The organism is uncultured Nocardioides sp., from assembly GCF_902805925.1.
GTDB lineage: Bacteria > Actinomycetota > Actinomycetes > Propionibacteriales > Nocardioidaceae > Nocardioides.
In genome coordinates this window covers 1-12,729 of sequence record NZ_CADCUP010000011.1, presented here as the reverse complement: position 1 = coordinate 12,729, position 12,729 = coordinate 1, and the positions used below count along the sequence as shown (strand labels likewise).

At 73.1% G+C, this 12,729-nt stretch carries 11 protein-coding genes; 7 read left to right on the top strand and 4 right to left on the bottom strand.

What is annotated here, in order from left to right; translation table 11 throughout:
• Positions 1 to 545: 545 nt before the first annotated feature.
• Both QZX64_RS00685 and QZX64_RS00680 read right to left on the bottom strand, forming a co-directional pair.
• Positions 546 to 1,904 (bottom strand): helix-turn-helix domain-containing protein, encoded by a 1,359-nt coding sequence (locus QZX64_RS00685; protein WP_295656123.1) that lies wholly within the window; start codon positions 1,902 to 1,904, stop codon positions 546 to 548.
• Between the two features lie 82 nt (positions 1,905 to 1,986).
• Positions 1,987 to 2,379 (bottom strand): hypothetical protein, encoded by a 393-nt coding sequence (locus tag QZX64_RS00680; RefSeq protein WP_295656120.1) that lies wholly within the window; start codon positions 2,377 to 2,379, stop codon positions 1,987 to 1,989.
• Between the two features lie 36 nt (positions 2,380 to 2,415).
• Between QZX64_RS00680 and QZX64_RS00675 the strand changes: the two genes are divergently transcribed.
• The 3 genes from QZX64_RS00675 (at position 2,416) to QZX64_RS00665 (ending at position 4,646) form a co-directional block, all read left to right on the top strand.
• Complete coding sequence (locus QZX64_RS00675) at positions 2,416 to 3,228, top strand: endonuclease/exonuclease/phosphatase family protein (protein WP_295656118.1); 813 nt, start codon at positions 2,416 to 2,418, stop codon at positions 3,226 to 3,228.
• 58 nt (positions 3,229 to 3,286) lie between these two features.
• The gene (ctlX, locus tag QZX64_RS00670; RefSeq protein ID WP_295656117.1) at positions 3,287 to 4,318 is read left to right on the top strand and encodes a citrulline utilization hydrolase CtlX; all 1,032 of its coding nucleotides are present in this window, start codon (positions 3,287 to 3,289) and stop codon (positions 4,316 to 4,318) included.
• 79 nt (positions 4,319 to 4,397) lie between these two features.
• Positions 4,398 to 4,646, top strand: a complete 249-nt coding sequence (locus QZX64_RS00665; RefSeq protein WP_295656115.1) for a DUF3072 domain-containing protein — start codon at positions 4,398 to 4,400, stop codon at positions 4,644 to 4,646.
• Between the two features lie 51 nt (positions 4,647 to 4,697).
• On the opposite strand, the gene QZX64_RS00660 is transcribed toward QZX64_RS00665, so the two are convergent.
• Complete coding sequence (locus tag QZX64_RS00660; RefSeq protein WP_295656114.1) at positions 4,698 to 5,528, bottom strand: helix-turn-helix domain-containing protein; 831 nt, start codon at positions 5,526 to 5,528, stop codon at positions 4,698 to 4,700.
• A gap of 134 nt (positions 5,529 to 5,662) precedes the next feature.
• On the opposite strand from QZX64_RS00660, the gene QZX64_RS00655 reads away from it, so the two are divergent.
• The 4 genes from QZX64_RS00655 to QZX64_RS00640 all read left to right on the top strand — a co-directional run bounded on the left by QZX64_RS00655 (position 5,663) and on the right by QZX64_RS00640 (position 10,260).
• The gene (locus QZX64_RS00655; protein ID WP_295656112.1) at positions 5,663 to 6,556 is read left to right on the top strand and encodes an alpha/beta fold hydrolase; all 894 of its coding nucleotides are present in this window, start codon (positions 5,663 to 5,665) and stop codon (positions 6,554 to 6,556) included.
• Between the two features lie 403 nt (positions 6,557 to 6,959).
• Positions 6,960 to 8,369 carry an ABC transporter substrate-binding protein gene (locus tag QZX64_RS00650; RefSeq protein WP_295656110.1) on the top strand — a complete coding sequence of 470 codons (1,410 nt, stop codon included), beginning with the start codon at positions 6,960 to 6,962 and terminating at the stop codon, positions 8,367 to 8,369.
• A gap of 35 nt (positions 8,370 to 8,404) precedes the next feature.
• The gene (locus QZX64_RS00645) at positions 8,405 to 9,379 is read left to right on the top strand and encodes a carbohydrate ABC transporter permease (RefSeq protein ID WP_295656108.1); all 975 of its coding nucleotides are present in this window, start codon (positions 8,405 to 8,407) and stop codon (positions 9,377 to 9,379) included.
• The gene (locus tag QZX64_RS00640; RefSeq protein ID WP_295656106.1) at positions 9,376 to 10,260 is read left to right on the top strand and encodes a carbohydrate ABC transporter permease; all 885 of its coding nucleotides are present in this window, start codon (positions 9,376 to 9,378) and stop codon (positions 10,258 to 10,260) included. Before QZX64_RS00645 ends, QZX64_RS00640 begins: the two co-directional genes overlap by 4 nt.
• Before the next feature lie 259 nt (positions 10,261 to 10,519).
• Here the strand turns inward: QZX64_RS00640 and QZX64_RS00635 are convergent, their stop codons facing one another.
• Positions 10,520 to 12,631, bottom strand: coding sequence for an acyltransferase family protein (locus QZX64_RS00635; protein WP_295656104.1), 2,112 nt, complete (start codon positions 12,629 to 12,631; stop codon positions 10,520 to 10,522).
• Between the last annotated feature and the right edge of the window lie 98 nt (positions 12,632 to 12,729).

Genomic DNA, 12,729 nt, shown 5'->3' with positions numbered 1-12,729 from the left:
GCCCACCACCGCTCTCACCTGCGGGAACGTAGGTGTGAGGTGGGGATCAGACCACCGCTGGACCCGACGATGTCGGCAACGTCCACGGCCCGGTGGTGGCCGCCCGGGAGCCCGGCGCGCGGGTCGCGAGGGGGTCCGGCGCAGGCGCGGGCGCTCCCACGCGGAACCGGGTCCGGACAGCGCTCGACCCCGCTGGGGCATCCGGGGGGGAAGTACGCCAGCGGGGTCGATGCATCTTCGGTGTCGCGCTGCGAGACCGGCGAGCCCGATTGGGGGGATCTAGCTACGCCATCGCGCCTTGCAGTGCATGTACCGATAGTGTGCCATACGATTTGCCGGGATGTGACACAAATTTGTCACATGGGGAACCCCCGCTTCGGGCGGGACGAGAGAGGGACACCATCATGAGCCGTTCGCGCAGGGTCGTTGTCGGAGTCGTTGCCACGCTGTCGCTGCTGGGCCTGGGGGGCGCCGTCCAGGCTGCCACGCCCGATGCCGAGAGCGTCGTCTCCGCCACGCGTTGGTGCTGCTGACCCCGCGCCTGATCAGGCCGTCCTGGCCGGCATCGTCCGGCGCGCCGGCGGAGCCACCAGTCCGGTCGCCGCCGCCGCTCGCCGGTAGGCGTCGAGGGCCGCTGCCGGTTCGCCGACGCTCTCGAGCATCCCGGCCAGCTCGAACCACAGCTGCGCGGCGGCGCGGTCCGCACCGGCGCCGCTGAGCAGGAGCACCGCCTCCTGGAAGTGGCTGCGCGCGAGGTCCAGCTCGTCGTCGTGCACGGCGACCTGGCCGAGGAGGGCATGGGCGTCCGCCGCGAGCAGCGGCATGCTCGAGCGCACCTCGTCCACGATCTCGGTCGCCTGCCTCCGGGCGTCGTCGGTGTCGCCGAGCAGGAGCCGGGCACGCGCCTGGGCGAGGCGGTTGTCGGCCATGTCGGCCGGGCCCGCCCCCGTCGTCGCCAGCTCCCGGCAGGCGACGGTCAGGACCTCCAGCGCCTCCCGGGGCTGCGGCGGGTCCAGCAGCAGCTGGAGGATGCCCAGCTGGGTGCGCAGGCGCGCGGTGCTGCGGGCGTCGTGGCTCGCCTCGATCACGGCGAGGGCACGGCGGGTCAGCGGCAGGGCGGCCGCGGCGTTGCCGCGCATGGACTCGATGGCCGAGCTGTTCCAGTACGCCATGGCCTTCGCGACGGGGGAGTCCATGGCCTCCGCACGGTCGATCGCGCGCTGGCACAGCCGGGCGGCGTAGTCGGCGTCGCCCTGCTCGTAGTAGGCCGCCGCCACGCCGAGCGTGAGCCGGACGGCCTCGTCGAGGCCGTCGAGACCCAGCTCCTCGATCCGGCGGGTGGCCTCGATGCCGACCTCGATGGCACGGCCGAGCTCCCCGGACTCCCGGTAGCACCGGCTCAGGGCCGTCATGCCCTCGATCCACGTCAGGTCGGGCGCGTCCGCGGCGAGGTCCTCGAGCGCGAGGATCGCGCGCTGCAGGTCGCCCACCGCCTCCAGCGCCCGCGCCCGCACGTGGGCGGCACTGCGACGGAGCGTGCCGAGACCGGCCGTGCCGGGGTCCGCCAGCACCTGCTCGACCCGCGCCAGCGCGTCCGCGGGCGAGCCCGTGGCCAGCTCCAGCTCAGCGTGGTCGAGGGCGACCTGCAGCTCGGCGACCCGGTCCCGGGCGACGCCGAGCAGCAGCTCGTCGACCGGCACGGAGACCCGGTCGGCGATCCTCGTGAGCAGTCGCGTGTCGGGACGCCGCTGGCCGCTCTCGATGCGGGAGACGTACCCGACCGAGACCGCGTCGCCCGCGACGTGGGCCTGGGTCAGTCCGGCCCGCAGGCGCGCCGCCCTGATCCGCTCACCCAGGAGGGCGGGGTCGATCGTCTGGAGGAGGTCGATGAGGTCGTCGCGCATGCCACCCATTGTGACCGAAGATGACGGGCGTGTGTCATGTTCGCCCCGCCCGATGTGACGCGGGCCGGACGGGTGGTGCCGGTCAGCCGTCCGGGAGGTGCAGCTCCAGCCGGCGTACGGCATCTCGCAGCGACTGCTCGAAGGCCTCCACCGACCCACCCAGCTCCAGCTGGTCGGGGCCGAGCAGCACCCGGGCACCGCCCTCGGAGAGGCGGGCGAGGACGACCGGGGTGCCGGCGGCGGCGACCGCGGAAGCGACGTCGCCGGGCACCTCGTCGAGGTGGACCAGCGCCACGGGCACCCCGAGACGGGCGGCCATCGTGTCCCAGGCGGGCTTGCGGCGCACCGTCGCGTGGGTGATGTCGCACAACGCGCAGTGCGCGGTGCCGAGCAGCCTGCCGACGGCGTACCCCAGCTCGCCCCGGACCCCACCCCGGGCGTTGTAGACACCCACCAGTCCCCGCACCTCCGCCACCCGGTCAGGTTAGCCGGGCAGCACTACGGTGGAGGCGTGCCGGACGTGCTGCGGGTCGCCACGGCCAACGCCGCCGGAGGCCGTGACCGCACCGGGGCCGCCGGCGCCGCGCAGTGGGAGGGCTGGGCCGCCGCGGCGGCGACGCTGGACGTGGACGTCCTCGGCGTCCAGGAGGTCGACCACCTGCTGCCCCGCAGCGGTGCCGTGGACCAGACCACCGCGCTCGCCGCCGCCCTGGCCGTCGGAGAACCCTGGGAGAGCCGCTTCGCCGCAGCGGTGCACGGGACGCCCGGCTCCGCCGCCACCTTCCGCGCAGCCCTGGCCTCACCGGCCGACGAGCCGTCGTACGGCGTCGCCCTGCTCAGCCGTCATCCGGTGCGCCGCTGGGCCGAGCTCCGGCTGCCGCCCTCCCGTGCTCGTCTGCCCGTGCTGCTCCCGCCGGGCGCGGACCGCGGGGTGCTGTGGGTGCCGGACGAGCCGCGGGTGGCGCTGGCGGCGGTCGTCGCGGCACCGGCAGGCGACGTCACCGTCGTCACCACGCACCTGTCCTTCGGCCCGTGGCGCGCCGTCCCGCAGCTGTGGGAGGTCATGCGCTGGGCCCGGGACCTGCCCGCGCCGAGGGTGCTGCTCGGCGACCTCAACCTGCCTGGTCGGCTGGCCGCCGGCGTCTCGGGGTGGACGCCCGCGCTGCGGGCCCCGACGTACCCCGCGTCGGCGCCGCGGGTGCAGCTCGACCACGTGCTCGTCGACGGTCCCACGAGCGTCAGGAGCGCCACGACCCGCACGGTGGGGCACAGCGACCACCTCGCGCTCCGTGCCGAGCTGGTGGTGGCGCGAGGCGGGGCCTGAGGGCCGATCTCCTCGCGGAAGCGGAGGAGTGCCCGGGCATGGTCTAAATTCGCCGACCGTGAGTGCCCAAGCCCCGTCCGCCGTCATCCTGGTCCGCGCCGAGCGGTACACGCCCAACCCCGCGACCGCCGCGGACAACGCCTTCCAGTCCGACGCCCCGGCGGGCCAGTCCGACGACGCCACCTCCACCAAGGCCCTGGCCGAGATGGACGCGCTGGCCGACGCCCTGCGCGCCGCCGGCGTGCGGGTGCACGTCTTCGTCGACGAGGACCACACCCGGCCGGACAGCGTGTTCCCCAACAACTGGCTCTCCACCCACGCCGGCGGCACGGTGGCGGTCTACCCGATGTACGCCTCGAACCGGCGCCACGAGCGCCGTACCGACGTGCTGGAGATGCTCAAGTCCTGCTACCGGGTGCAGACCATCGTCGACTACTCGGGGCTCGAGCCCGACGGCATCTTCCTCGAGGGGACCGGTGCGATGGTGCTCGACCACGTGTCCCGCGTCGCCTACACCGCGCGCAGCCACCGGGCGGACACCCACGTCCTCGAGCGCTTCTGCACCGACTTCGGCTACGAGCCGATGGCCTTCGACGCCGTCGACGCGGACGGCGTGCCGGTCTACCACACCAACGTGATCGCCTGCATCGGCACCGAGGTCGCCCTGGTCGCCCTCGAGATGATCCCCGACGAGGACCGGCGCGCCCAGGTGCGCGAGCGCCTCACGGTCAACGGGCGCAGCCTCATCGAGCTGACCGAGACGCAGGTCCGCGAGTTCGCCGGCAACGCCGTCGAGCTGTGCGGTCGTACGCCGCGGGGCGGGCGCCGCTACGTCATGGCGATGTCGGGCCGGGCCCGGCGCAGCCTGCTTCCCGACCAGGTGGCGCTGATCGAGGAGTCGTGCGAGATCGTCGCCGTGGACATCCCCACCATCGAGCTCGCCGGCGGGTCGGTGCGCTGCATGATCGCCGGCATCCACCTCGACCGGCGGCCGGCGGCGGAGCCGGAGCTCACCGAGGCGGTCGAGGCGATCAACGAGGAGCACCCCGAGACCCTCGACGGTCGGGACGTGGTGCTCGCCGACGCCTGAGGGTGGGAGCGGCCAACCGGCCGGCCCGAGGAGCGGGGCACCCGGCGGCGCGCTTCTTCCCGCCCGTAAGGTCGGGGACATGACGGATTCCAACACGCAGCCGGCCAGTGACGACTCGGGCGAGGTGCTCGGCGGTGAGTCCGGCGGGACCACGGAGAAGAACCCGCAGGACTGGGTGACCGGGGACGAGCCGATGACGGGCGCCCAGCGCAGCTACCTCGACACGTTGGCGCGGGACGCCGGGGAGACGCTGTCCGCCGACCTCACCAAGGCCGAGGCCTCGGAGCAGATCGAGCGGCTCCAGGACGACACCGGACGCTCGTCGTGACGAACGGGCCTGCCGCCCCGCGCGGGTGGCCGGCCCCCACGACCCGGTGACTCACGCCGGCGTGACCGCCATCGACCGGCACGCGCTCGCCGTGTCGGCGTCGTAGGGCAGCCACGTCTCGATCCGAACCTGCTCGACCGCCACGTGCTGGGGTGCCTGGAAGGCGGTCACCGCCACGACGAACCGCAGGTCGACGTCGCCACGACGCAGGTGCAGGACGAGCGCCGGATCGGACGGCACGGTGAGGTCCGCCCGTCGCCAGTGGTCCTCGACGGTGGGCATGGCCAGCAGGTCGTCCAGCAGCGCGCGCAGCTCCTCGTCGCCGGGATCGGCGAGCACCTCGCGCTGGATGCGCCACAGCAGGTCGCGTCCCACCTCCTCGAAGTTGACCACGAAGGGCCGTGCTCCTGCGGGGTCGAAGGTCAGCCGGGCCAGGTTCGGCTCCTCCCCGCCCTCCGGCGTACCGGCGGCAGGGGAGTGACCCAGGATGGCGGCGAGGAGGGCGGCCGCCCCGGCGTTGAGGTCGAGCACCCGGTAGGCCCGGTCGAGGACGATGAGGGGGAACGGCTCGTGGTGGTCCTTCATCAGCGCCAGCGCCTGCATCACCGCCTCGGGAAGCGGTGAGGTGGAGTCGGGGTAGGCCGGCTCGTGGCCGGCAGCGCGGAGCATGGCGTTGACCTGGCGCAGCGGGACGCCGAGCGCCTCGCCGAGACGCTGCACCATCTCGGGGCTCGGGCGTGACCGGCCGGTCTCCAGGAAGCTCACGTGGCGGGCCGAGACGTCGGCTACGAGTGCCAGGTCGAGCTGGCTGAGCCCCCGCCGTCCCCGCCAGTGCTTGAGCAGGGCGGGGAACAGCCCTGCCCGCTGGTCCGGCTCCGCCATCGGGCTCCTCCGTCCCGTCGTCTCTGGGCGGCCACCCTAGGGCGGTCGCCGGGCGACGGCACCTACCTCGCGACGTCGTTGCGTGGTGCGACCGCCGGTGGGGACGATCGAGCTCCGCCAGCCAAGGAGGTCCCGTGTCCACACTCACCGCACCGGCCGCCGCGGACCTCTTCCGCCGCGAGCCCGACGGCTACCTCGACGTCGGCGCCGGCGAGGTCGCTCACCGCGTCGTCGGCACCGGCCCGGACGTGCTTCTCGTCCACGGCTGGCCCGTCAGCGGCGCGACCTTCCGGACGCTGCTGCCCGAGCTGGTCGACCACGTCACGTGCCACGTCGTCGACCTGCCGGGCGCGGGGTCGAGCCGGTTCACGGGGTCCACCCCGATCACGGTGTCGCAGCACGTGCGCAGCGTGCGCCGCATCGTCGACCTGCTCGGGCTGGAGGACGTCGCCGTCGTCGGCCACGACAGCGGCGGCCTGATCGCGCGGCACGCCCTGGCCGGCGACCCCCGCGTGCGGGCGATGGGCCTGATCGACACCGAGCAGGTCCACGGCCCGAGCCTGCGGTTCCGGCTCTTCCTGGCGGCGCGCCACCTCCCCGGCTTCGGCGCCGCGCTGGGCCGGGCGGTCGGCCGGCCGGCGCTGCGCCGGCACCCGCTGGTCCTGGGAGCCGCGTTCGCCGATGCCTCCCTGCTCGACGGCGAGTTCGACGAGTTCTTCCTCCAGCCGCTGCACCGCGACCCGGCTCGTCGTGACGCGGCGGTGCGCCTGCTGCGCGGCTTCGACCAGCGGCTCGTGCGGGAGCTCGCCGCGGTGCACGCGCGGATCGAGGTGCCGGTGCGGCTCGTGTGGGGCCAGCACGACGCCTTCTTCCCGGTGGACTGGGCACGGGAGATGGTCGCCACCTTCCCGGCGGCCGACCTCCACGTGGTGCCCGGCGCGGGCCTCTTCTCCCACGAGGAACGCCCCGTCGAGGTCGCCCGGGCGTTGCTGCCGACCTTGACGGCTCCGCGGGTCAAGACGGGCTGACGGGGCTGTCGTTTGGTCCCAAACGACATGGATCCGGGCCCGAGGGCTGTCGTTTGGGACCAATCGGCATGCACCCGAGCCCGGCCGAGCAGGCACACGACCGTGGCCTGGACAGCACGGTGCCCCCGAGGTCGGTGACCGCGGTCCGCGTCGGGCGGTGTCGACGGCGGCCACGAGCACCTGGTCCTGGAGGCGTTGCCGGTCGCCTCGAGCACGTCCCCGCGGGGTGGAGACCTGACTGTTGTCCATCAGCTCGAGGACGTCGCCGGGGCAGGTGGGCATCGCTGGCTCCCGACCGGCGTGGGTGGCACATGACGGTAACGACTGGACGCCTGGTGATTGACAGGTTTGAGACATGGGCCCACTCTTCGGACCAAACATCGCACTTCTCCCCGGAGGTCCCATGACCACGCCCAGGAACTCGCTCAGGCGGCGCCGCGTCACCGCGGCCGCCGCCCTCTCCACCGCCCTGATCACCGCCCTCGCCGCCTGCGGCGGCGGGGACGAGGGCGACAGCGGTGCCGACAGCATCACCGTCTGGATCGTCGAGGACCTGCCCGACCGCGTCGACGCAGCCCAGGCCATCGTCGACGACTTCAGCACGGCCAGCGGGGTCGAGGTGGACCTGGTGCCCGTGGCGGAGGACCAGTTCAACCAGGTCCTGACCTCCAGCGCCGCCGCGGGTGACCTGCCCGACGCCATCGGCGCCCTGCCGCTGAGCCAGGTCCGGACCCTGTCGGCCAACGACCTGGTCGACACCGAGGCGGTGGGCCAGGTGGTCGACGACCTGGATCCCGCGACGTTCAACGAGAGCGCCCTGGAGCTGATCACCGAGGGCGAGGAGCGGCTGGCGGTCCCGAGCGAGTCCTGGGTGCAGCTGCTGGTCTACCGCAAGGACCTCTTCGAGCAGGCGGGGCTGGCGGAGCCCTCGACCTACGACGACCTGCTCGCCGCCGCCGAGGAGCTCGACTCGCCCGACGTGGCGGGCTTCGTGGGCGCCAACGTCGCCGGCGACGCGTTCACCGCGCAGACCTTCGAGGAGATCGGTCTGGGCAACAACTGCCAGATGGTCGACGACGCCGGCGAGGTGACGCTGGACAGCGACGAGTGCGTCGAGGCCCTGGACCTCTACGGCCAGCTGCAGCAGGACTACTCGCTCGCCGGTGCCCAGGACGTCGACACCACCCGGGCGGCGTACTTCGCCGGCCAGGGGGCCATGCTCATCTGGTCCAGCTTCGTCCTCGACGAGCTCGCCGGCCTCCGCAAGGACGCGAAGCCCAGCTGCCCGGAGTGCAAGAACGACCCCCGGTTCCTGGCCGAGAACAGCGGCGTCGTGACCTCGATCCAGGGGCCCTCGGGCACCGAGCCGGCGACGTTCGGCGAGGTCACCTCGTGGACGATCACCGCCGACTCGGCCACCGAGCCTGCCCAGGAGTTCGTCCAGTACATGCTCAACGACGGCTACCAGCCCTGGATCGAGATCGCCCCCGAGGGCAAGATCCCGGTGCGTCCCGGTGACAGCCCGGGCGCCACCAACTTCTCCGACGCCTGGGCGGAGATGGAGGTCGGCGTGGACACCAAGGCGCCGCTGTCGGACTTCTACGGTCCCGACGTCATCGACCAGCTCACCGGCGGCGTGGAGACGCTCTCGCGCTGGGCCATCCCGCAGGGCCAGGGCGACCTCCTCGGGGCGATCCAGGGCGAGCAGCCGGTGGCCAACGCCGTCAACCAGGTCTCCGGCGGCACCGACGCGGCCGACGCCATGCAGGAGGCGGCCGACGCCGTCCGGTCGGTGCAGGAATCCCTGCAGTGACGATCAGTGGGCCGACGAGCCCGGCGGAGGCGACCGTGGAGGCACCCGACCCGGTGCCCCCGCAGCGTCGCCGCCGGGCCCGCTCGGTCCGGGCGAGGGAGGACAGCCGCACCGGCTACCTGCTGATCACGCCCACCGTCGTGATCGTCCTCGCGATGGTGGTGCTGCCCATCGTCTGGACCGTGTCGCTGGCCTTCCAGCAGGTCCGGCTGCTCAACCTGCGCACCACCGGGGTGGTCGGGGACTACAGCCTCGACAACTTCACCAACGTCCTGACCTCACCGGGCTTCCTCGACGCACTCCTCACCACGCTCGTCTACTCGGTGGCCGGCACCGCCTGCGCCATCGGGCTCGGGCTGGTGGCCGCCCTGGCCCTGCGCAGGCCCTTCCGCGGGCGGGGGCTCGTCCGGGCGTGCATGCTCGTGCCGTACGTCGCCCCCGTCGTCGCCGCGACGTTCGTGTGGACGACGATGCTCAACCCGCAGTTCGGCGTCGTCAACCACTACGGCACCACGCTGCTCGGGTGGAACGACCCGATCGCCTTCCTCAGCTCCGCCCAGCCGGTCTCGCCGTTCGGCCTCGACCTCCACGTCAGCACCTCGCTGCTCACCGTGGTGCTCTTCGAGGGCTGGCGCTCGTTCCCCTTCGCGTTCCTCTTCCTCACCGCGCGCATGCAGGCGATCCCCGAGTCGCTGGAGGAGGCCGCCACCGTCGACGGCGCCACGCCGACCCAGCGGTTCCGGCACATCATCCTGCCGCAGCTGCTGCCCACCATCGCGGTGCTGACGGTGCTGCGGTTCATCTGGACCTTCAACAACTTCGACGACATCTACCTGCTGACCGGCGGCGGCTCCGGCACGCAGGTGGTGGCCGTCCGCGTCTTCGACTACCTCATCAACCGTGGCGACATCGGGGCCGCGGCGGCCCAGGCGCTGGTCCTGGCCGCGATCCTGGCGGTGCTGGTCACGATCTACCTGAAGTCCTTCGGCCGACGGGAGGACGTGGCATGAGCACCTCCACGGGCTGGAACCGCGACGCGGTGGAGCGCCGCCTGCTCGGCGCGCTGCGACCGCTGACCATTGCGTTCCTGCTGCTGATCTGCCTGTTCCCGTTCTACTACATGCTGCTGCTGTCGTTCCGCCCGCTCGACGCGGTGCTCCAGGACCCCGGGGCCCTGTGGCCCAGCGGCGGAGAGATCGACCTCGGCACCTACGGCGACGTGCTGCGCTCGACCGACGACGGCGGCCAAGGGTTCCTCACCTTCATCCGCAACAGCTTCGTGGTGGCCGTCGGCACGGTGGCGCTGACCCTGCTGGTCTCGATCCCCGGCGCGTACGCCGTCAGCCGGCTGGAGTTCTTCGGCCGGCGCCAGATCGGCGCGGTCTTCCTCGGCGTCTACTTCTTCCCCGCCATCCTGCTGGCCATCCCGCTGTTCGTCTTCTTCACACGGATCCAGCAGCGGGGCACGCTCGTCGGGCTGCTCGTCGTCTACGTCGCCCAGGTCGCGGCGGTGTCGATCTACATGCTGCGCAACTACTTCGACACGATCCCGGCCAGCGTCGAGGAGGCGGCCGAGATCGACGGGTGCACGCGGCTGCAGGCCATGCGCCACATCAGCCTGCCGCTGGCGATGCCGGCCATCGCGAGCAACGCGCTGTTCATCTTCATGATCGCGTGGAACGAGTTCCTCTTCGCGCTGCTGTTCCTCGTGGAGAGGCGCGACAACTGGACCGTCTCGCTCGGGCTCTCCCAGCTCGCCGGGAGCATCGAGGTCCCGACCACCGTGCTGATGGCCGGCTCGGTGATCCTCACCGTCCCGATCATCGTGCTGTTCTTCCTCAGCGAACGGTGGCTGGCCGGCGGCCTGACCGCCGGCGCAGAGAAGGGCTGACCGGGCCGGGCCGTCGTGGTCGGCCTCGGGGGTCGCGCCGGTCACCTACCGCCCGCACATGGGCGGGGTCCGGCCCGCGGGCCGAAGGACCCGGGGCCGGCGAGCCCCCCGAGGCCACGCTTCTGGACCCCGAGGGGCGATGCAATCTCGGCCAGGATGCGCTCCCGAGATTGCACGTCCCTTGGTACCCAGGGCTCCGGTGGTCATGCAGTGCCACCCCACAGGGTCACCCGACAGCGCGCCTATCGAGGAGCTCTCCTCACCACCCCACGTCCGGCGCCGCCCTCCGGAACCGGTCGAGGAAGCGCTCGCGCTGCTCGACCGCGAACCGACCGGTGATGTGGTCGGGGTCCTTCCAGATGACCGTGCGGCCGCGGACCGGCTGGCACAGCGGCGGCGTCAGGCAGATGTCGGGAGTGAGGTCGACGGTGGAGACCTCGTCGCTCTCGGCGTCCAGCACGCGGTAGATCGCGTCGGCGGCCGGCCGGGCGAGCGGGGGCACGACGGCACAGTCGCCGAGCACGGTGGCCCGCGCCAGGCAGTCGAGCGGGTCGGGGCCCTTGCGGCCGTAGCCACCGGTGCCGAAGACGCTCTGGACCAGCACGAGCGGCACCCCGGTCTCCGCGACGGCCGCCACCGTGTCGCGGCTGGTGCGCAGCTGTCGTTCCACCAGGGTCTCGCCGGGCGGGGCCGGCTCGGCCGTCAGCCGCTTCTCCCACTCCCGGTCGGAGCGGGGGAGGCTGATGGCGACCACGACGTCGGCGTCGAGCTGCGGGAGGACGTCGGCGTAGAAGTCCTCGCGCGCGGTGCGGCACTCGGCCTGCGCCTCGGGGCTCGACAGCTCGTTCTGCAGGCCCTGCTGCCACGAGCACGCCTGGATGACGCTGGTGTGCAGCGTCCAGTCGCGCTCCTCGGCGAGGGTGACGAAGGCGTCCACGAACATCGCCGCGTGGCTGTCGCCGACCAGCACCACGTGGAGGCCGTCGCTCCCGCCGTCCACGCGCAGGCAGGCGTCGAGCTCCTCGCGCGTGCAGATCCCTCCGGACTCCGGCACGTCGGCGAGGGCACCGACGAGGTCGAGCCCCTCCGGGACCGGCCGGTCCAGGACCGGCGAGCGCCCGGGGGCGCCTGGAGTGGAGGACCCGGTCGAGGCCACGGCCGGTCGCCGCGGGTCGCTGAGCACCGGCTGCACCACCAGGAGCGCGGCCGCGACGCTGACGGCCAGGCCGCAGGCCACGACCAGCCGGGGTCGAGCGCCCAGGAGGCGGCTGCCGCGCACGGGCCGTTCGAGGAGCCGGTCCGAGAGCGCGGCGAGCGCCGTGGACGAGACCGCGACCCCGACGACCAGCGCCCACGGGCCCACGTCGAGCACGCTGTCGATCAGCAGGACCAGTGGCCAGTGCCACAGGTAGACGGAGTAGGAGATCGTGCCCAGGTAGCGCACCGGCTCGAGGGAGAGGGCGCGAGCGACCACGCTGCCGGGAGCGAGGTGGAGCCCGGCCAGCAGCGTGACCGACGCCACCGCCGCGCCGATGCCGCGCCACGAGGCCGAGAGGTCGTCGAGGAGGGCGGCCAGGCCCAGCAGGAGGGCCAGCCCGGCCAGGGTGGCGACGGTGCCGGCGCGGGGGACGCGGGCGGGGGAGGGTCCTGCCCGGGCCCGGCGCGCGCTGACCGCACAGGCGAGGAGCACCCCGGCCGTCAGCTGGTAGACCCGCGTGTCCGTGGCGTAGTAGGCGTACGTCGGGTCGCCCCCGGCGCGCCACACCTGCAGCACGAGCGACACCGCGGTGACCGCACCGGCGACCACGGCGAGGGTCCGCACCGGTGAGCTGCTGCGGCGCCACACGAGCCAGAGCAGCAGCGGCAGCACGACGTAGAACTGCTCCTCGATCGACAGCGACCAGTAGTGCAGGAACGGCGAGGGGTCGTCGGTGGCTGCGAAGTAGTCGCGCGCGTCGAGGATGAACCGCCAGTTCGCGACGTACAGCAGGGCGGCGCGGGCGTCGTCGACCATCGCCACCCGCTGGGGGAGGGAGGCGACGAGGAGCTGGAGGACGCAGGTGGCCACGATGACGAGCACCGCCGCCGGGAGCAGGCGACGCACCCGGCGCGCGTAGAAGGCGGTCACGGAGATGCCGCCCCGCTCCGCCGCCTCGGCCAGCAGCACCGAGGTCACCAGGAAGCCGGAGAGGACGAAGAAGAGGTCGACGCCGATGAAGCCGCCACTGAGGGCGGGCACCCGGCAGTGGTGGAGGACCACGAGGTAGACCGCGATGGTCCGGATCCCGTCGAGCTCCGGGCGGTAGCCCCACCCCGGCTTCGCCGTCGCCGCGGCGGCGCGCGGCGCGCGGTCGTCGGTGGTGGCGGTCACCGTGCTCCCTCCCAGGCGGGCATGTCGGCACGAAGGTATCCGGCGCGCACGGCGGCCTGTCGTCGCCCCGTCGTACGACGCGCCGGGGCCTCGCCCCG